This window comes from Corynebacterium sp. NML180780 (genome assembly GCF_007786415.1).
GTDB lineage: Bacteria > Actinomycetota > Actinomycetes > Mycobacteriales > Mycobacteriaceae > Corynebacterium > Corynebacterium gottingense.
In genome coordinates, this window is the sequence record NZ_VNKN01000011.1 from 1 (window position 1) to 17,310 (window position 17,310).

Below are 17,310 nucleotides of genomic sequence, written 5' to 3' on the forward strand. Positions count from 1 at the left end.
TCACAAGCAGCGCCACCGGCACACACCAACCACACAAAACGTGCAGCCAGCACAACACAGGCACGCAACCAATCCACAAACAAAAGTACATTGGCACACTATCGAGTTCTCAAACAACACACGCACATTCACCCACCACCAGGCGAATCACCCAGCAGCTGTAAAAAGCGACTTTGTCGACACTACATAAACCACAATCCGAAAGTCAAATCCTTGACCCAACCGGACCGAAGTCCATATTTTCTTATGTCGGCCAGCGATCGTTTTCCTGACCGCCATCTCACCAGCTCCACTCCCTTGCGGAGTCTGTCTGGCGGGGCGCTGTCGGTCTCGCTGACTCACATAAAGTTACACACACCCAAACACCAACACAAATCCCCAGCGTACGGGCGGTGTTTGGGTGAACGTAACGTTACTTACTTCTTGACTTCGCGCGGCCGCTTGGGGTCAAGCCGACCAGTAAGCATGAGCGCGAAGCCGACTGCAGCCGAGAGCAGGCATACGCCGGAGAACACGAGCGCCACCGCAACTTCACCGCTGCCGACTTCGGTGTTGTTGCCGGATACGTCCATGATGTCGCGGGTGAACATCCACGCCATGTAGCCGATAAAGAAGACCGCGGACGGCATCCACGTCTGCAGCTGCTTCGATACCAGGAGCACGCCGAGGCCGACGGCGCCTTGGAGGAGCAGTGGGGTGAGGGGCACGGAGGCGTCGATAAGCAATGCGACGGGGATCGCGGACCCGGTGACCAGTAGTGATGCGACCGTCGCGACGCCGACCATTGTTGCGACCCAGAACTTGCGGGTTGTGCCAAACGATTGCGCCACCGCCGCCGTCGGCATACCGCCTCCCACACCCCAGAGCCAGTAGAAGAGCAACGCGCCAGAGGGCAGCACTCCGGTGACCCAGCTACTGGCGGACCGGGCGCACAGCGCGTAGAGGATGCCCGTGATCACGCCGACCGGCACCGCCCACACGCACATGCGGCGCCAGAAGACCTCGAAGGCGAAGCCGCCGCGTCGCCGCGCCAAGCTAATGCCTCCGGTGCGAGTGAGGTCGACCGGCTCACCCGACGGCCGCGCCGAGACCAGGAACGTCACTGCAGCGAGAACCACACCAATGGCGCTGGAGATGACCGCCCGGTGCGGATTAATGAGGCAAAAGACGGCGAAGACGACGACCGCGAAGGGCACGACAAGCGTGAGCACCTGCTGACGGACGCGCGCGCGGTTCATGCCGAGCGCCTTGAATGCGCTGGGCTCGGGGATGGCGATCCACGACAGCGTCATCACGCTCATGAAACTGCCGAAGAGAATCATCCATTGCGCCCCATCCATGGCGAAGAGCACGAAGAGCGGCAGCGATGCGACACCGAGGAAGCGCATCCACGGCCCCGCCTTGAACTGGTGCCAGAGGAACCTGCGGTCGAGGTGCGTCATTGCGCTCATGCCTGCACCTCCAGGATCGCCTCGAGCACGTCGCCGAGGTCCGCGGCCTGGCCGCGTAAGCCCAGTTCAGCGGCGGTTGGGGCGGGGAGGATGGCGCGGGCAGCGGAGGCGTGGCGTCGGTAAGCGATGGCCCCTGCGGGCTCGTCGAAGTCGCCGGTGGCGATGACGTAGCCGTCGGCGTCCTCAGCGAGCAGATGCTTATCGACGCTCCCCTGCCGCCCCAGCACGAGCGCCGAATCCAGGATCTTGGCGGCGTCCTCGATGTGGTGAGTCGCCATCATGAAGCAACGCTGGGACTCGGCGAGCTCGAGGAGGTGGCGGTAGAAGACGGAGGTGTTGTGGACGTCGAGGCCGACGTAGGGTTCGTCGAGAAGCGTGAGCTCGGCGCCGGACGCGAGGCCGACCACGATGCCGATCATCGCGCGCTGGCCACGGGAGCACTTGCTGTAGATGGTGGGCGCGTGCTCGTCGAGGGCGAAGTCGCGCATGAGCGTGTCCGCGAGGTCCTGCGACCAGCGCGGGTAGCGCTTCGCCGCGGCGGCGACGATGTCCGCCAGCGACCACGAGGCGGGGTACGCAGTGTCGACGCCGGTAAAACAGACGCGGTCCATCACGCTTGCGTTATCGAAGGGCTGCTCACCGAAGACGGTGAGCTCCCCGCTGGTCGGCTTGAGCTGGCCCGCGATCATGGCGAGCAAGGTGGACTTGCCCACGCCGTTGCGGCCGAGCAGGGCGTGGATGCCGGAGCCGGGGAGCTCGAAGGTGATGTCGGTGAGGACCGGCTGCTTCCGGAACTGTTTTTCCAGGTGCGTTGCGGTGATCATTGGTACATTCCTCTGCTTTCTGCGACGCGGTCGATGAGGGTGTGCAAGGTGGCGCGGTCGTAACCGAGGCGGACGGCCTCGTCGATGGCTGGGGCGAGGTACTCGCCGGCGTAGCGCTCGCGGCGCGCTTGCACGGCCCGCTCGCGTGCCTCGGGGGTGACAAACATGCCGAGCCCGCGGCGCTTTTCCAGGATCCCGTCGTCGACGAGGATTCCCAGACCTTTGCGGGCGGTGGCGGGGTTGATCTCGTGGAAGGCGGCAAGCTCGTTGGTGGAGGGGGCACGCTGGCCGGGCTCCAAAGAGCCGTCAACGACGAGGTCCTCCACGAAGCGCGCTACCTGCACGAAGAGGGGATCTGATTCAGCGTTCATGGCATGGGTCCTGCGGTTCCTTCCCTGCCCCGTGGCGTCGAAAAGCTGCCCTGGTGCGTTTGTTGGTTACTTGAGTAACTAACACGGTAACTGCGGAACACTGGGGCGTCAAGGATCGTTGAAAGGGGTGGACCCAGCAGGCCAATTCAGGCACACTGGGGAAGTAAATAGCACTTAGCAACGAAAAGAATCGGAATTTAGGAGCCATGCTTGAACGCACATTGGTGTTCGTCGACACGTCTTACCTGCTCGCGAGCTTTTACAACTCGTGGGAAATCGGCGCACGATCCCAGTTAGAAATTGACCTGCCCGAGGTCGTGGCAACCCTCGGCACCATGATCAGCCAGCAACTCAACCAGCCCATCCACCGCCAGCTCTGGTACGACGGCATCCCGGATTCGGGCCCGCACCGCTACCAGCGCGCACTGCGGACCTGCGACGGCGTCCAGCTGCGCACCGGCCAACTCATCGAGTGGGGCGACCGCCGCACGCAGAAGGGCGTGGACACCCGCCTGGTGGCGGACCTGGTCGCGCACGCCATGCGCGGGCAGTTCACCGACTTTGTCCTGGTCTCCGGCGACGCGGACATGATCCCCGGCGTCGAGGAGGCGACCGTCAACGGGATGCGCGTGCACCTCTACGGGTTCGGCTGGGACTCCATGTCCTCCGCCCTGCGCCACGCGTGCGACACGACGACGATCCTGGACCCCCGCGAGGACTTCGCCGACGCGATGCAGCTGCAGGTCCTCGAAGGCCCGCTGCCGCCGACGATCCGGGAGCGCCCGCTCGCGGACGCCGAGCCGCTCGACGAGGCGGAGGGGCCGTCCCCCGTCCCGCTCGGCCCGGACCCGCTGGCGCCCGAGGAACCCGAAGAACCGGAGGCGCAGGAGGAGCCGGAAAAGCAGGAACCCGAGGCGCAGCCGGAACCGGAGCCCGAGCCGGAGGAAGCGCCGGCACCGAAGCCGAAGCCCGCTCCGAAGCCGTCGATGATGGCGCCCCGGCGCAAGCTACGCTCGCGCTACGTCCCTCTCCCGGAGGAAGTGTGGACCTCCGCAGGCTTCCAGACCCCGTACGACGTGGGCCAGCAATATGCGTCCTGGTGGTACGAAAACGCCGCCTCCTCGGAGCAGCGCGACAAGGCGCACATGCTTTCCGGAGGCGGCCTCCCGCCCGAAATTGATCGCCCGCTCCTGCAATTCGCGTGCGAGACGCTGCACGAGTACACGCTGAGTGAAACCCAGCGCGTCAATCTCCGCGATGGGTTTCACTCGGGCATTCGCGGCGTGCTGATTAGCATCAGCCGCAACTAGTCGTCCTTGCTGGACTCCCCAGACTCCTCGGACGCCTCAGGAGCTTCCGGGGCCTCCAGCTGATTGTCGGCGCTCCCGGAGCCCATCGAGGCGCGGATCTCGTCCAGCTTGCTTGCCGCAGCAACGTCCGTGCCAGCGGATTCAATCTCCGCCATGCGGTCGCCCAGCGAGTCCTTGGCCAGCTCCTGCTGGCCCAGCGCGGTGGCGTAGCGCTTCTCAATCTTGTCGCGCACGCCGTCCATGGTGGGCACGTTCTGGTCCGCGGTGAAGTTGTTCATGGAGTCCATCGTCTTGGACGTGGCCTCCTGCATCTTCGCCTGGCCCAGCTGGGATTCGAGCTGCTTCGCCTGCTGCAGCTGCTCCTGCAGGCGCGCCTCGGACTGCTGCTGCTGCGCCTGCGCCTCGCGCGCCGCCTGATCGGCCGACGCGTGGGCCTGCTTCGTCTGCTCCAGGTCCTGCTCCACAGCGACCAGCTGGGACGCGAGCACCTCGGCGGTGTTGTTAAACTCCTGCGCCTTCTGCGCGTCGCCCTCGCCCTGCGCCTTGTCGGCGGCCTGGAGCGCCACTCGGGCCTTCTGCTGCAGGTCCTCCTGCGACTTGATCAGGCGGTCCAGCTTCATCTCCAGCTGGTTGCGGTTACCAATGATGGTGGCCGCCTGCTCGGAGATGTCGCGGTGGTTCTTCTTCGCCTGCTCAATCGCCTGCTGGAGCTGCACTTTGGGGTCAGCGTTTTCGTCGATCTTGGTGTCGAACGACTGCATCAGGTACTTCCAGCCCTTAGAAAACGGGTTTGCCATGTGTCGTGTCCTTCCGTCGTCGCAAAATGGTCGCCGCCCCAGTGTACGCAGGTTTTCGGGCTACTCGCCCTGCTTGCCCTGCTCGGCCAGCATCTTCTCGTACTGCTTGCGGACCTCTTCCATGTCCAATGCCTTGACCTGTCCGATGAGCGACTCAAAGTCCGCCGGCGGCATGTTTCCGGCCTGCTGGTAAAGGGGGATGCCGTCACGGAAGACAATGATGTTTGGAATACCGGTCACGCCGAGCTTGCCAGCAAGCTCTTCCTCTGCCTCGGTGTCCAGCTTGGCAAAGGTGACGTCGGGGTGCTCTTCCGATGCTTTAGCAAAGGTCGGCGCGAAGGCCTTGCACGGACCGCACCATTCCGCCCAAGCGTCGACAAAGACGATGCCGTCTTTCTGGATGAGTTCGTCGAAGTTCTCTTTCGTCACATCGATAGTGCTCATTGCATACTCCTTTACAGGGGTTTGTTAACGTTACCCTCGGTGCAACAGTAACAAGCGCGACTGCATTCCTTTGCAGTCTCAGCCGAGCCGGTAGGGGCGGAAATCATGACGAAGAACTACAACATTTCAGGCCAGTCCAGTGAGGTCGCAGTTGATTCGTTGATCGACGAAGTACGCCTGGTCGAGGGCACTTTCGACGTCACCGTGGAGCCGAACGAGGGCCGCATGACGGTCTCGGGCGAAAACTTCACCGACGCCGACATCGTGGCTGCGGCGGAGCACGCCGGCTTCACCATCCTTTCGCCAGATACCCCCCTAGGGGTATAGTCGCGGGTGTACGTGAACCGCCAACCGAAAGGACAGCATCATGGCAACCCGCGAATTCACTGTTGAAGGCATGACTTGCGGCCACTGCGAGCTCAGTGTGCAGGAGGAGATTAGCGAGATCCCGGGCGTCACCGACGTCAAGGCCGATCACACCACCGGCGCCGTCTCCGTGTCCGGCGAAGGCTTCTCCGCCGAGGACGTGGCCAAGGCCGTCGCCGAGGCCGGCTACACCCTGAGGTAGCGTCATGACCAGCCATATCGAGCTGGGCGTCACCGGCATGACATGTACGTCGTGCTCATCGCGCGTCCAGCGCAAGCTGAACAAGGTCGACGGGGTCACCGCCGCCGTCAACTACTCCACGGAGACGGCGACCGTCGATTTCGACGAGGCCACCACGACGCCGGAGCAGCTTATCGACGTCGTCCGCACCGCCGGCTACGACGCCTTCGTGATGGGAGGCGAGGAAGGCGGGGACGAGGGGGCGTCGATAAGCGAGGCCCGCGACGACGAAGCCGAACGGCTCAAGCGAACGACGATCTGGGCGGCGCTGGTGACGGTGCCGGTCATGCTGGCGTCGATGGTGCACGGCCTGCAGTTTCCAAACTGGCAATGGGCCGCGTTCGCCGCGACAACGCTGGTGTATTTCTCCGCCGGCAGCGTGTTCCACCGCGCGGCGCTGATCAACCTGCGCCACGGCGCGACCACTATGGACACCCTCATTACGCTGGGCACGACCGCGGCGTACGTGTGGTCCATCGTGGCGCTGTTTGCGGAGCGCGGTCCGCACGAGATCTACCTCGAATCCGTCTGCGTCGTGATTACGTTCCTGCTGCTCGGCAGGTGGTTTGAAACGCGCGCGAAGGGGCAAAGCTCCGCCGCGCTGCGTGAGCTGCTGAGCATGGGCGCGAAGGACGCGAGCGTGCTGCGCGGCGACAAGGAAGTCCGCGTCCCGATCGCGGAAGTCCAGGTCGGCGACCGTTTTGTCGTGCGCCCCGGTGAGAAGATTGCTACCGATGGGCGCGTGGTGTCGGGGCATTCGGCTATCGACGCCTCCATGCTCACCGGTGAATCCGTTCCCGTCGAAGTGGATGAGGGCGCCAGCGTGACGGGCGCGACGCTCAACACGTCCGGGCGCCTCGTGGTAGAGGCGACGCGCGTGGGGAGCGAGACCACGCTCGCCCAGATGGGCAAGCTGGTCAAGGACGCGCAGTCCGGCAAGGCCCCGGTCGAGCGGCTGGTGGACCGGATCTCGCGCGTGTTCGTCCCCACCATCATCGCCATTTCCGTCGTGGCCCTGGTCGGGCACCTGCTCGTGGGCAACGGCGTGAGCGAGGCGTTCCGCGCGGCGGTCGCCGTCCTCATCATCGCGTGCCCCTGCGCCCTCGGCCTCGCCACCCCCACCGCGATCCTGGTGGGCACCGGGCGCGGCGCGCAGCTGGGCCTACTGATCAAGGGCCCCGAGATGCTGGAATCCACACGCCAGGTGGACACGGTGGTGATGGACAAGACCGGCACCGTGACCAGCGGCGAGATGGCGGTCGTGGACGTCACCGGCCGCGACGACGCGCTGCGCCTCGCCGCAGCCGTGGAGGCCGGGTCCGAGCACCCCATCGCCCGCGCGATCGTCAAGGCCGCGGGCGACGACGTCCCGGAAGCGTCCGAGTTTACCAATGAGCCGGGCCGAGGGGCGTCCGCCACCGTGGAGGGCCACAGCGTGCGCGTGGGCCGGCCCAGCGCGGAACTCGATGGGCCACTGGCCCGCGCGTTCCGCGAGGCTGAGCAGGCCGGGGCCACCCCGATCGCCGTGGAGGTCGACGGGCACGCGGAAGGCATGGTCGCGGTCCGGGACACGGTGAAGCCGGACTCGGCCCGCGCTGTGGCGAAGCTGCGCGAGCTGGGGCTCACCCCGCACCTGCTCACCGGCGATAACGCGGGCGCCGCGCGCGCCGTGGCCGAGGAAGTAGGCATCGACCCGGACAACGTCACCGCCGGCGTCCTGCCGGAGGACAAGGTACGCGTGGTCCGCGAGCTTCAGGAGCAGGGGCGCCACGTGGCCATGGTCGGCGACGGCGTCAACGACGCAGCCGCGCTCGCGCAGGCCGACCTGGGCCTGGCCATGGGCGCCGGCACGGACGTGGCGATCGAGGCCTCCGACATCACCCTCATGCAGAACACGCTCATGTCTGCGGCGGACGCGATCCGCCTCTCGCGCCGCACGCTACGCACCATCAAGGGCAACCTGTTCTGGGCGTTCGCCTACAACGTCGTGCTCGTCCCGGTCGCCGCGTTCGGGCTCCTCGACCCGATGCTGGCCGGCATCGCCATGGCCCTGTCCTCAGTGTTTGTGGTGTCCAACTCGCTGCGTCTACGCGGGTTTAAGAGGGTTTAGCAGGGTTTAGCCGTGCGCCATATTGACAAAGCGAGAGTAGTGCAGCTGGTGCGCCACCGGGATCGTGTCGATAGGGCCGCCGCGATGCTTCGCGACGATAATGTCCGCCTCGCCCGCGCGCTCGTCGTCACGATCCTGCGAGTCCGGACGGTAGAGCAGGAACACCATGTCGGCGTCCTGCTCCAGCGAGCCTGACTCGCGAAGGTCCGCCAGCTGCGGCTTCTTATCCGTACGCGCCTCCGGGCCACGGTTCAGCTGAGAAATCGCAATCACCGGCACCTCCAGCTCCTTTGCCAGGAGCTTGAGGTTACGCGAGAACTCCGAGACCTCCTGCTGGCGCGACTCGACGCGCTTGCCCGAGCTCATCAGCTGCAGGTAGTCCAGCACCACCAGGTCCAGCCCGTGCTGCTGCTTCAGGCGTCGCGCCTTGGACCGGATCTCCATCATGGTGAGGTTCGGGGAATCGTCGATAAATAGCGGGGCGTCCTGGATCTCGGTGAGGCGGGTGGTGAGTTTCTCCCAATCCCGCTCCTCCATGTTGCCCGCACGCATGGCGGACAGCTTGATCTCCGTCTCCGCCGACAGCATGCGCATGATGATCTCCGAGGCGCTCATCTCCAGCGAGAAGATCACTGAGGTCTTGCCGTGCTGGATGGAGCAGGAGCGCATGAAATCGAGCGCGAGCGTCGACTTACCCACGCCAGGTCGGGCCGCGATGATGATCATCTGGCCCGCGTGCAGGCCGTTCGTGAGGTTGTCCAGGTCCGTAAACCCGGTCGGCACGCCCTGGTCGAGGGCGCCGCCCTGAGCGATCTGCGTGAGCTCGTCGATAGTCGGCTTGAGCAGCTCCGAAAGGACGCGGTAGTCCTCGCCCTGGTTGTTGCGCGAGATCCCGAAGACCTCCTGCTGCGCGCGATCCACCAGCGCCTCGATCTCCATGCCGTCTTCGCCCTCGTAGCCCAGCTGCACCACGTGCGTACCGGCGTTGACAAGCTGCCGGAGGAGCGACTTCTCCTCCACGATCTCCGCGTAGTAGCGGGCGTTTGCCGACGTCGGCACCTCCGAAATCAGCGTATGCAGGTACGGCGCCCCGCCCACCCGCTCGAGCTGGTTCAGGCGGTCCAACCGCCCGGAGACGATGAGCACGTCGATCTGGCTGCCCGAGGAGAACAGCTCGATAATCGCCTGGTAAATCAGCTGGTGAGCCGGAAAGTAGAAGTCCTCCGGCTGCAGGCCCTCCGCGACGTCGAGCACGACCTCCTGGTTGAGCAGCATCGCGCCGAGCACCGAGCGCTCCGCGCGCTCATCGTGCGGCGGTTGGCGGTACTCGCCCTGGCCGTTGCGCTGCCCCTGCTGCCCCTTCTGTCCTTGATACCGCTGATTCCCGCGCCCTCGCCGCGAATTTCCGCTGAAGTCATCAAAGTCGCCAAATTCGCTGAACTCGTCGCGTGGCTCTGGCGGCAGGACGTAGTCATCATCAAAGCCGTGAAGTGCATCGTCGGCCATCGTCGTCACCCCTTTGTTTCGTAGGCCTACAGCGTACCGCGAGCGCCAAACACTGCGTTTTCCACAGGTAGGTGTGGATAACTTGGGGATGAATCGACGTCTTGTACACACGGCCCAGGACAGGGTGTGGATAACTTGTGGATAACTAGCATCAGCGACCTGGGGAAACGGCGCATCGCTGCTGGTCACAGGAGTTTTGGGACTTTTTGAGTTGTGTGTGCAGGTTGTGAAAAACCCCGTTCACCACCAGGTTTGACAGGCGTAAGTTCACCGGCTAGTAACCTAAACTTTGCCGTTGAGCAGGGCTTATTCCGCAGAGTTATCCACAGCAGTAGGGGCGCCACCGGTACAGCGCGGGACGTGACTCGCACACACCTACTAGAACACAGCGTAACAATATGGTTACAGACGTTGCCGTCGTTTATATGTTCGGTATAATTGTCCGCAATGACCACAATGACCGCTCACCGCAGTAAGGGGGAATCGTGCCACCCGCTCACTACTTCAGATGCCAAAACTCGACGGACCATCGCGCGCAGCTTTCGCAGCGTATGCGGGAGGCCGAGTTTGCCCTCTACCGCGGCTACGCAGCCTCGACCGCGGTTGAAGACTTCGACCTGGAGGTCGAAGAGTTAGCTCAGGTTACCAGCCGCCCCAAACATGAGGTCGAAGCTGCGGTTTTGGCGTATTTCCGGCTCGCCAGCCTGCCCAAGCTGCTCGCTCTGCAAGAGCAGACCTGCCTCCTTTCCGTGCACATGCTCACCGGCATAGATACTGCCCTGTGCAAGATCGGCGCTTCCGCGGACGAAGCAACGTGGGCGGCTTTTGACGACATGCTCACCCGGATCTTCACACCGAAGCGCGCAAACCAGGAGCTCCCCTCCCGCGCGTCAGTTGCCCGCCGCATCCGCACGATGATTGCCAAGCTTGACGTCGGACTCAGCCACAACCCGGAAAAGCGCAAAAAGCGCGAGGCAGAGCACAACCACCGCGCGCGCAACATCGAGTTCTCTGCGCAGGAGGACCACGGCAGCGCGGGCATCGCAACAATGACGCTCAGCACCGACGCCACCACGATGGCCGTCCTTCGCGCCTCGCTGCAGGCCACGGCCCGCCAGGAGAAGGTCTCGCTCGCGGACGCCGCTGTAAAGCTCCTCAACGGCGATTTCAAGCCTGCCGCGAACGTCCGCATCCATGTCTACGCACCCGCGGGCGCCGACGGCACCCGGGCGGCCGGCGCCCCCGTATTCATTCCTCGCTACGGATGGACTGACGCCCTCGCCACCGCGGAGCTCGAGAGTCTGCTCAGCAACCACCCGCCTGAAACGGTCAACCTGGATGAGACAGCCACCACCAAGACGGACAGTTACGCGCCGACGGAGGGAATGAAACACTACGCGCACGCCCGAGACGGCAACTGTATCTTCCCCGGCTGCGACAGACCCGCGACCGCTTGCCAACTGGACCACCGCATCCCGTTCGACCGCGGTGGAGAGACCACGCCTCACAACCTCTTCTGCCTTTGCCCGCACCACCACAACATGAAGACCGACAAGCGCATCTTCTACGTCCCCGACCCCGTCACCGGGGACATCGTGTGGCTGTGCGAAGACGGCACCTACCTCCTCAGCCGCCACGAGGGCCCGCTTTTCGACGAAACCACGCCCACCACCACCCGATGGCGCAGCTCCCTGCCCAACGTCGCCCGAAACCGGGACGCGTACGCAGATTTCCTCGCCCGGGCGCACCACCTGCTGGACGAGTACGACAACCACGGCGACTACTACCGGCTGATGGCGGACCTGCAGGCACTCGAGCACGCCACAGGGCACAGCTTCGACCTGGCCCCTGAACCGCCGACCGAAGACTCAACAGTCATCCCGGAGGAACCAGACCCGGATCCCTACCCCGAGCCCGAACGCGAGCCCTGCCCGTTCCCACCAGGGTACGTCCCTGCGCAGCAGCCCACGCAGCGCGCAAAAAACGCGCACCCCCTCCTCACAAAGGGGTGCGCGTCAGAAAATGCTGTTGTCGCTCGTCGATAAGCGTAAAGCTCTTACGCTGCGACGACCTCGAAGTTAATCTTGCCTTCCACGGAGTCGTGGAGGTTGACCTTGACCTGGTAGCCGCCAGTCTTCTTCACAAGGCCCTTCGGCACATTGATGCGGCGCTTGTCCAGGGACGGGCCGCCGGCAGCCTTCACTGCGTCGGCGATGTCGGCACCGGTGACGGAGCCGAACAGCTTGCCCTTCTCAGAAGTGCGCACGGGGACCTTCACGCCGGTGAGCTGGTCCAGCTGATCGCGCAGCTCCTTTGCGTGATCCAGGTCGCGGACCTGACGGTCTGCCTGTGCACGCTTGATGTCTTCGATCTGCTTCTCTGCACCGCGGGTGGCCGTAATGGCAAGGCCGCGCGGGAGCAGGAAGTTACGTCCGTAGCCGTCCTTGACCTCGACGATGTCGCCGGGCTCGCCAAGGTTATCAACGGCAGCGGTGAGGATCAGTTTCATGAATCCTAACCTTCCTTATGATGAAAAATCTTGTGTGGGTGGGAACAACGTTTAGAACGGGGGCTCGTCATCCATCCCGCCGAAACCACCTGCCGGTGGGGCGGAGTTCCAGGGATCGTTATCCGGCTGGGCCTGCTGCTGCGGGCGCTGGGCCTGCTGCGGTTGCTGTTGGTACTGCTGCTGCGGGGCCTGCTGCTGTTGTGGCCTCCGCTGCTGGCCGCCACCATCGCGCGGGGTGCGCGTCACGCTCGCCGTAGCGAACTTGATGGACGGGCCGACCTCATCAACCTCGACCTCAAACACGGTACGATTCTCGCCATCGCGAGTCTGGTAAGAACGCTGCCGCAAACGCCCCTGCACGATCACGCGCATGCCCTTGGTCAGGGACTCTGCGACGTTCTCGGCCATCTGGCGCCAGCAGTTGCAGGTCAGGAACAGTGCCTCACCGTCCTCGAACTGGTTCGTTTCCCGGTTAAAAGAACGGGGCGTGGAAGCGATACGGAAGTTCGCCACCGCGGCACCGCTCGGGGTGAAACGCAGTTCCGGGTCAGCAACCAGGTTGCCGACAACAGTGATCGGGGTCTCGTTCTGTGCCATGCTCTTCTCCTACCAGCTGGTTTACGTGTGGTTTGAGCCTACCTGTTCCTACTTGTCGGTGCGCAGCACCTTGGTACGCACGACGTTATCGCTCAGGTTCAAAACACGGTCGAGCTCATCGACGGTTGCGTGCTCGCATTCGAGGTTTACAACGGCGTAGATGCCCTCTTCCTTCTTGTTGATCGGGTAAGCAAGACGCTGCTTGCCCCACACATCAACATTCTCCACCTTGCCGTTTTCCTTGCGGACAATCTCCAGGAACTTGTCCAGGGACGGGGCAACGGTGCGCTCATCCTGCTTAGAGTCAAGAATGATCATTACTTCGTAGTGACGCACGGACCTCATCACCTCCTATGGTCTAGTAACTTGTTTCGGCCACCGCACTTTTGCGGTGGCAGGAGGGTCGTTGCGTCAAGCAACCCGTCCAGGCTACCCCACACAATCCCCCAGGCCAAATGCCTACCGGTCCGCTTCGGTGACCAACCCGTCCGGCGTGATGTCAACGTCTATGTCGTTGAACTCGAGCTCCCAGTGCTCGTCATCGAACTCCACCTCGGCGCGCCCCTCCTTCGCCATGTCGGATTGAGCCTCTTCGCTGTAGCCGCTTATCGACGCCGGCAGCTCCGGCCCCTGCTGCGGCTCCTGCTTTGCTTCTTGGCTCGGCTGTTCCACGGTCTCCGTCGTCGGCTCGCTCTCGCTGGTGCCGCAAGCGGTCAGTGCGCCCGCAAGCGCGACGGTGGTGGCCAAGATAGAAAGGCGTTGCATATTTTCCTTAGCGTCGTCGAACTTTTTGGCCGCCCTACCTAAACCGGTCGCGGTGCCGCCACAAATAATGCAAGGAAAACGGGAATCACCGTAATGAAGACGAACGCGAGGACGCCAAGACCGAGCGAGAGCATGGGGCGCTGCAGTTTGGCCATCGCCCAGAAGGCGCCCGCGATTAGGAGGAAACCGACTGCAATGGAGCAGATGCCGACGACCGTCGCGGTGCCCACGCTGCCTCCTCGCTCCACTCGTCGGGTGTGCTCAGCAGCGGGTCGTGGCCGTTGTGGGCCTCGGCGACCTTGTCGGTGCGCTTGCCAAACATCTGCTGCACGACCAGCACCATGATGGTGATGATGAGGCCGTCTCGGGCGATGATGGTGGCGTCGAGAAGCCAGCCCGGAGCCCCGAGGTTATCGGTACCCATCATGTGCCACATGAGGATGGGCCACACCATCATGTCCACGGTCATCCAGGTGAGCAGCAGGCGCCAGTACGGCAGCGCGAGCACCGCGGGGACGATGAGCCAGATCGAGTACTGGGGGCTCCACACCTTGTTGAAGAGGAGGAAGAAGCCGACGATGAGGGTGAGCAGCTCGGCGATGCGGGGCGTGCGCGGCGCCTTGAGCCCCATAACCAGGACCGCAGCGCAGCCCGCGAGGAAGAGCACGAGCGTGACCGCGTTGAGGATCACGGGCGCCCCGTCGCCGGAGTCGAATCCGGCCCACCCGGTGATGCGGCTGAACACCGCGTAGATGGTGGTCCACTCCCAGCTGCGGTCGGTGTTGAGGCGTCGGAACTCGCCCCACGCCTCGGGGTCGCGCAGGTAAATGGGCAGGTTGACCGCGACCCAGCTCACCACGGTCGCGGCGACCATCTTGAGGAACGGGACGAGGTCGCGCTTCCGAAGCGCAACGACCAGGTAGGCGCCAAGGGCGAAGATGGGCCACATCTTGAACGCTGTGCCGAGGCCGATCATCACACCAGCCAGCCAGAACTTCTTGTTGCGCGCCGCATAGATCGCCGCCACCGCGAAGAAAATGGACGGGATGTCCCAGTTGGTAAACGAGTGCATGATCAGCAGCGGGGAGCCGACGACCAGCAGCGTGTCCCAAATGCGGTTGCCCGCGAGCTCCGCCACCATGCGCACGGTGGCGACCCAGATGACGGACAGGATGAACACGGTGACGTAGAAGTACCAGCCGACCTCGGGAAGGACGCGGTCCACGAGGAAGTACGTGTTGCGCGAGATGAACGAGGCAACACCCTGGAACAGCCCGGCGAGCACCGGGTATTCCATGTAGCGGGTCAGGCCGTCCTCCACCCAGGAGTAGTCGTACACAAAGCCGGGCTGGTCCAGGCCGCGCGCGCCGTAGAGCGGGACGATGTCGTTGTAGCAGAACGACGTGTACTGGCGGTTGCCGTCCCAGTTCAGCTGCAGCACACCGTTCTCGTCGGCCTTGCCCAGCGCGCAGTTGGATTTAGAAAGCGCGCCGAAGAAGAGGAAGGTGTAGGCGACCGCGAAGATGGTGCGCAGCGGCGTCCAAAACTTCGCCCGCCCGATCTGGGCAAACTTGCCCATCGGGCCGCCCAGATATTCCACGAATCCCCGAGCGACCGGCTCGGTGCGCCCCGGCTGGACTCGCTGCGCCGCCGTGTCCGTCACGTCCTGAGTGTGCTGTTCCATTGCTCCCCTTCGCTTACTGCAGCGCGTTGTCGAGGCCGTTGAAGAAGTCGTCCACCGCCTGGTCGAGCCCCAGGTCCGGCGCCGGCGCCGGCTGCTGCTGTTGCGGCGCGGGGGCGGGGGCGGGCGCGGCCGGCGCCGGCGCTTGCTGCTGCGGAGCCGGTGCGGCGGGTGCGGCCGGGTCCGGTGCGGGCGCCTGCTCGGGCTGCGACGGGGCAGCGGACTGCTGCTGCTCGGCCGGAGCCGCCGCGGCGCCGTTCCCGGACTGCGTCGTGCCCTGCTGCTGGTTGTAGTACGCCCAGGAGTTGCCGCCCAGGTTCGCGCCGCCGCCGTAGGGGTTCACACCCCAGTACACCGGCGATGCCTCGTGGAAGTTCTGGATCTCCTGGCCCTCCAGGGCCGTGTCCAGGACGTCCTTCCAAATCTTGGCCGGGGTCTGCGCGCCGTACATCAGGCCGCCGTACTCGTTGAAGATCGGCGAGGTGTTGTCGGCCGTGCCGACCCACACCGCGACAGACAGTTGCGGGGTGGAGCCGACCATCCAGGCATCCTTGTTCTGGCCGGTGTCGCCCATCTGGGCGGTACCCGTCTTGCCCGCCGACGGACGCCCGCCCGCCAGGTTGGCATAGGAGTACGGAATCACGGTCTGCATCGCCTGGATCACGTTGTCCGCAACCTGGGCGGAGACGCGGCGCTCGGCGTACTTGTCATCGTTCTCGTAGAGCACCTCACCCTGCGCGTCGGTGACGCGCTGCACGAAGTGGGTCGGGTGGTACACGCCGCGGTCCGTGAGCGTTGCCACCGCGGCGGCCATGTCGAGCACGCGCGACTGGTACTGGCCCAGCACGATGCCCTCGTAGGGCTGCCCGCCGTTCTCGCGCAGCGTCACCGGGATGCCCGGGATGGAGCGCGCGACGCCGAGGGCGTGCGCCATGTCCGCCGTGTCCTGCGTCGTGTTGTCCAGGTCGTCCTGGATGCGCATGTACGCCGTGTTCGAGGAAGTGCGGGTGGCCTCGGTCATGTTGATGATGCCGCCGCCACCGCCGTCGGAGTTGGTCACGGAGAACCCGCCCGGCAGGGTGACCGGGGAGGCGTCAAAGTTCGCGGTCAGCGGGATACCCTGCTGCAGGGCCGCCGCCAGCGCGAAGATCTTGAAGGTGGAGCCGGTCTGCAGGCCGGCGTTGGCATAGTCCCACCCGGAGGCCTCGTTGCCGCCGTAGTAGGCGCGCACGGCACCCGTGCCCGGCTCGACGGCGACCACGCCGGTGCGGGCGTCGTCCTGCAGGGCGGAAATGCGCTCCTCGGAGATGCGGACCGTGTCGTCCTGCGTCTTCTTATCAATCGTCGTGGTGATCTGCAGGCCACGGTTGGTCAGGTCATCCTCCGTGATACCAATCGCGGCGAGCTCCGTCATCACCTGGTTCTTGATCAGGCCGTTCGGGCCCGTCGCCTCGGTGTAGGCGGAGTACGTCGCCGGGTCGCGCGTCTCGGGGAACTGCGCGCCCGCTCGCGTCGCCTGGTCGATCGCGCCCATCTCCACCAGGCCGTCCATGACGTAGTTCCAGCGGTCCTGGGCGCCGGCCTCGTTGTTCCACGGGTCAAGCTGGCTCGGGCGCTGAATCAGCGCGGCGAGCACCGCGCCCTCCTCCACGGTGAGTTCCGAGGCGGGCTTGGAGAAGTACGCGTGCGCCGCCGCCTCGATGCCGTAGGCGTTGCGGCCGAAGTACACGGTGTTGAGGTAGGCGTTGAGCACCTCCTCCTTGGACCAGGAGTTGGCCATCTTGATGGAGTAGACCAGCTCCTTCGCCTTGCGCTCGTAGGAGTGCTCGTTGCCCACGATCGAGTTCTTCACGTACTGCTGCGTAATCGTCGAGCCGCCGCCAGCGGAGGTGTTGCCGGTCAGCTGACCCACCGCGGCGCGGCCGAAGCCGGTGAAGGAAAAGCCGGAGTTGTCCCAGAAGTCGCGGTCCTCGGCGGCGAGCACCGCGTTCTGCACCTCTTCGGGCACCGCGTCGAGCGGGATCTGCTCGCGGTTGCCCTCCGGCGGCACGACGCGCGCCAGCTCAGTCTGGGCGTCGCTGAAGTAGATGTTGGAGATCTGCGCCGCCTCAATGTCGTTGGGTTCCGGGATCTCCGCCTGCTTGTAGTTCCAGGCAAACCAGATCGCCGGGATCGCGGCGATCAGCACCAGCAGCAGAAGCAGCGCCAGCAGCCATTGCCACCACCGCGAGCGCTTTGCGCCTTTCGACGCTCGCTTGCTTGACGACGCTACCGTGCTTCCACTTTCCGAGGCGTTCTCTTTGTTTGTCACTCGTTTTCCCTCAAGACGTGCGGACGT

General features: G+C 64.6%; 19 protein-coding genes. 6 read left to right on the top strand and 13 right to left on the bottom strand.

Annotation, left to right across the window (positions count from 1 at the left end; all coding sequences use genetic code 11):
* On the top strand, positions 1–190 hold a 190-nt coding region (locus tag FPP74_RS12350), incomplete at its 5' end, for a hypothetical protein (RefSeq protein WP_222428216.1).
* 226 nt (positions 191–416) lie between these two features.
* Here the strand turns inward: FPP74_RS12350 and FPP74_RS08670 are convergent.
* From FPP74_RS08670 to FPP74_RS08680, 3 genes are read right to left on the bottom strand one after another with little or no spacing between them, the layout of a single operon-like run.
* Complete coding sequence (locus FPP74_RS08670) at positions 417–1,451, bottom strand: hypothetical protein (RefSeq protein WP_144718010.1); 1,035 nt, start codon at positions 1,449–1,451, stop codon at positions 417–419.
* The gene (locus FPP74_RS08675; RefSeq protein ID WP_144718012.1) at positions 1,448–2,275 is read right to left on the bottom strand and encodes an ABC transporter ATP-binding protein; all 828 of its coding nucleotides are present in this window, start codon (positions 2,273–2,275) and stop codon (positions 1,448–1,450) included. Before FPP74_RS08675 ends, FPP74_RS08670 begins: the two co-directional genes overlap by 4 nt.
* Complete coding sequence (locus FPP74_RS08680; RefSeq protein WP_144718014.1) at positions 2,272–2,646, bottom strand: GntR family transcriptional regulator; 375 nt, start codon at positions 2,644–2,646, stop codon at positions 2,272–2,274. The genes FPP74_RS08675 and FPP74_RS08680 overlap by 4 nt, the downstream gene beginning before the upstream one ends.
* 206 nt (positions 2,647–2,852) lie before the next feature.
* Between FPP74_RS08680 and FPP74_RS08685 the strand changes: the two genes are divergently transcribed.
* Entirely contained in the window at positions 2,853–3,956 is a 1,104-nt protein-coding gene (locus FPP74_RS08685; RefSeq protein ID WP_095278319.1) for an NYN domain-containing protein, read from the top strand.
* Here FPP74_RS08685 and FPP74_RS08690 read toward each other — a convergent pair.
* Together FPP74_RS08690 and FPP74_RS08695 are read right to left on the bottom strand one after the other, a co-directional pair.
* Positions 3,953–4,753 (bottom strand): PspA/IM30 family protein, encoded by an 801-nt coding sequence (locus tag FPP74_RS08690; RefSeq protein WP_144718016.1) that lies wholly within the window; start codon positions 4,751–4,753, stop codon positions 3,953–3,955. The genes FPP74_RS08685 and FPP74_RS08690 overlap by 4 nt on opposite strands.
* Before the next feature lie 60 nt (positions 4,754–4,813).
* On the bottom strand, positions 4,814–5,197 hold the full coding sequence (locus FPP74_RS08695) for a co-chaperone YbbN (protein WP_095278323.1): 384 nt from the start codon (positions 5,195–5,197) through the stop codon (positions 4,814–4,816).
* 105 nt (positions 5,198–5,302) lie between these two features.
* Between FPP74_RS08695 and FPP74_RS08700 the strand changes: the two genes are divergently transcribed.
* Genes FPP74_RS08700 through FPP74_RS08710 form a run of 3 tightly spaced genes read left to right on the top strand, consistent with a single transcriptional unit; the run spans position 5,303 to position 7,914 of the window.
* The gene (locus tag FPP74_RS08700) at positions 5,303–5,524 is read left to right on the top strand and encodes a transporter (RefSeq protein ID WP_144718018.1); all 222 of its coding nucleotides are present in this window, start codon (positions 5,303–5,305) and stop codon (positions 5,522–5,524) included.
* A 40-nt stretch (positions 5,525–5,564) separates the two neighbouring features.
* Positions 5,565–5,765 (top strand): heavy-metal-associated domain-containing protein, encoded by a 201-nt coding sequence (locus FPP74_RS08705; protein WP_095278328.1) that lies wholly within the window; start codon positions 5,565–5,567, stop codon positions 5,763–5,765.
* A gap of 4 nt (positions 5,766–5,769) precedes the next feature.
* The gene (locus FPP74_RS08710; protein ID WP_144718020.1) at positions 5,770–7,914 is read left to right on the top strand and encodes a cation-translocating P-type ATPase; all 2,145 of its coding nucleotides are present in this window, start codon (positions 5,770–5,772) and stop codon (positions 7,912–7,914) included.
* A gap of 6 nt (positions 7,915–7,920) precedes the next feature.
* Here the strand turns inward: FPP74_RS08710 and dnaB are convergent, their stop codons facing one another.
* Positions 7,921–9,420: a replicative DNA helicase gene (gene dnaB, locus FPP74_RS08715; protein WP_095545669.1), complete on the bottom strand. Its 1,500-nt coding sequence runs from the start codon at positions 9,418–9,420 to the stop codon at positions 7,921–7,923.
* A 551-nt stretch (positions 9,421–9,971) separates the two neighbouring features.
* Here dnaB and FPP74_RS08720 point away from each other — a divergent pair.
* Positions 9,972–11,465: an HNH endonuclease signature motif containing protein gene (locus FPP74_RS08720; protein ID WP_144718022.1), complete on the top strand. Its 1,494-nt coding sequence runs from the start codon at positions 9,972–9,974 to the stop codon at positions 11,463–11,465.
* A gap of 11 nt (positions 11,466–11,476) precedes the next feature.
* Here FPP74_RS08720 and rplI read toward each other — a convergent pair whose 3' ends face one another.
* The 7 genes from rplI to FPP74_RS08755 all read right to left on the bottom strand — a co-directional run bounded on the left by rplI (position 11,477) and on the right by FPP74_RS08755 (position 17,283).
* Positions 11,477–11,929 (bottom strand): 50S ribosomal protein L9, encoded by a 453-nt coding sequence (gene rplI, locus FPP74_RS08725; RefSeq protein WP_095278337.1) that lies wholly within the window; start codon positions 11,927–11,929, stop codon positions 11,477–11,479.
* A gap of 51 nt (positions 11,930–11,980) precedes the next feature.
* Positions 11,981–12,526 (bottom strand): single-stranded DNA-binding protein, encoded by a 546-nt coding sequence (locus tag FPP74_RS08730; protein WP_095278339.1) that lies wholly within the window; start codon positions 12,524–12,526, stop codon positions 11,981–11,983.
* A gap of 48 nt (positions 12,527–12,574) precedes the next feature.
* Positions 12,575–12,871, bottom strand: a complete 297-nt coding sequence (gene rpsF, locus FPP74_RS08735) for a 30S ribosomal protein S6 (RefSeq protein ID WP_095278341.1) — start codon at positions 12,869–12,871, stop codon at positions 12,575–12,577.
* Between the two features lie 114 nt (positions 12,872–12,985).
* Positions 12,986–13,291, bottom strand: a complete 306-nt coding sequence (locus FPP74_RS08740) for a DUF2442 domain-containing protein (protein ID WP_144718024.1) — start codon at positions 13,289–13,291, stop codon at positions 12,986–12,988.
* Positions 13,292–13,329: 38 nt separating this feature from the next.
* On the bottom strand, positions 13,330–13,521 hold the full coding sequence (locus tag FPP74_RS08745; protein WP_095278346.1) for a hypothetical protein: 192 nt from the start codon (positions 13,519–13,521) through the stop codon (positions 13,330–13,332).
* Entirely contained in the window at positions 13,467–14,975 is a 1,509-nt protein-coding gene (locus tag FPP74_RS08750; RefSeq protein ID WP_095278348.1) for a glycosyltransferase family 87 protein, read from the bottom strand. Before FPP74_RS08750 ends, FPP74_RS08745 begins: the two co-directional genes overlap by 55 nt.
* Before the next feature lie 13 nt (positions 14,976–14,988).
* Positions 14,989–17,283, bottom strand: a complete 2,295-nt coding sequence (locus FPP74_RS08755; protein WP_144718026.1) for a transglycosylase domain-containing protein — start codon at positions 17,281–17,283, stop codon at positions 14,989–14,991.
* Positions 17,284–17,310: the final 27 nt, after the last annotated feature.

Coding starts and splice junctions, on each gene's coding strand:
- FPP74_RS08670 (WP_144718010.1), bottom strand. CDS start 1,451: ATGAGCGCAATGACGCACCTCGACCGCAGGTTCCTCTGGCACCAGTTC.
- FPP74_RS08675 (WP_144718012.1), bottom strand. CDS start 2,275: ATGATCACCGCAACGCACCTGGAAAAACAGTTCCGGAAGCAGCCGGTC.
- FPP74_RS08680 (WP_144718014.1), bottom strand. CDS start 2,646: ATGAACGCTGAATCAGATCCCCTCTTCGTGCAGGTAGCGCGCTTCGTG.
- FPP74_RS08685 (WP_095278319.1), top strand. CDS start 2,853: ATGCTTGAACGCACATTGGTGTTCGTCGACACGTCTTACCTGCTCGCG.
- FPP74_RS08690 (WP_144718016.1), bottom strand. CDS start 4,753: ATGGCAAACCCGTTTTCTAAGGGCTGGAAGTACCTGATGCAGTCGTTC.
- FPP74_RS08695 (WP_095278323.1), bottom strand. CDS start 5,197: ATGAGCACTATCGATGTGACGAAAGAGAACTTCGACGAACTCATCCAG.
- FPP74_RS08700 (WP_144718018.1), top strand. CDS start 5,303: ATGACGAAGAACTACAACATTTCAGGCCAGTCCAGTGAGGTCGCAGTT.
- FPP74_RS08705 (WP_095278328.1), top strand. CDS start 5,565: ATGGCAACCCGCGAATTCACTGTTGAAGGCATGACTTGCGGCCACTGC.
- FPP74_RS08710 (WP_144718020.1), top strand. CDS start 5,770: ATGACCAGCCATATCGAGCTGGGCGTCACCGGCATGACATGTACGTCG.
- dnaB (WP_095545669.1), bottom strand. CDS start 9,420: ATGGCCGACGATGCACTTCACGGCTTTGATGATGACTACGTCCTGCCG.
- FPP74_RS08720 (WP_144718022.1), top strand. CDS start 9,972: ATGCGGGAGGCCGAGTTTGCCCTCTACCGCGGCTACGCAGCCTCGACC.
- rplI (WP_095278337.1), bottom strand. CDS start 11,929: ATGAAACTGATCCTCACCGCTGCCGTTGATAACCTTGGCGAGCCCGGC.
- FPP74_RS08730 (WP_095278339.1), bottom strand. CDS start 12,526: ATGGCACAGAACGAGACCCCGATCACTGTTGTCGGCAACCTGGTTGCT.
- rpsF (WP_095278341.1), bottom strand. CDS start 12,871: ATGAGGTCCGTGCGTCACTACGAAGTAATGATCATTCTTGACTCTAAG.
- FPP74_RS08740 (WP_144718024.1), bottom strand. CDS start 13,291: ATGCAACGCCTTTCTATCTTGGCCACCACCGTCGCGCTTGCGGGCGCA.
- FPP74_RS08750 (WP_095278348.1), bottom strand. CDS start 14,975: ATGGAACAGCACACTCAGGACGTGACGGACACGGCGGCGCAGCGAGTC.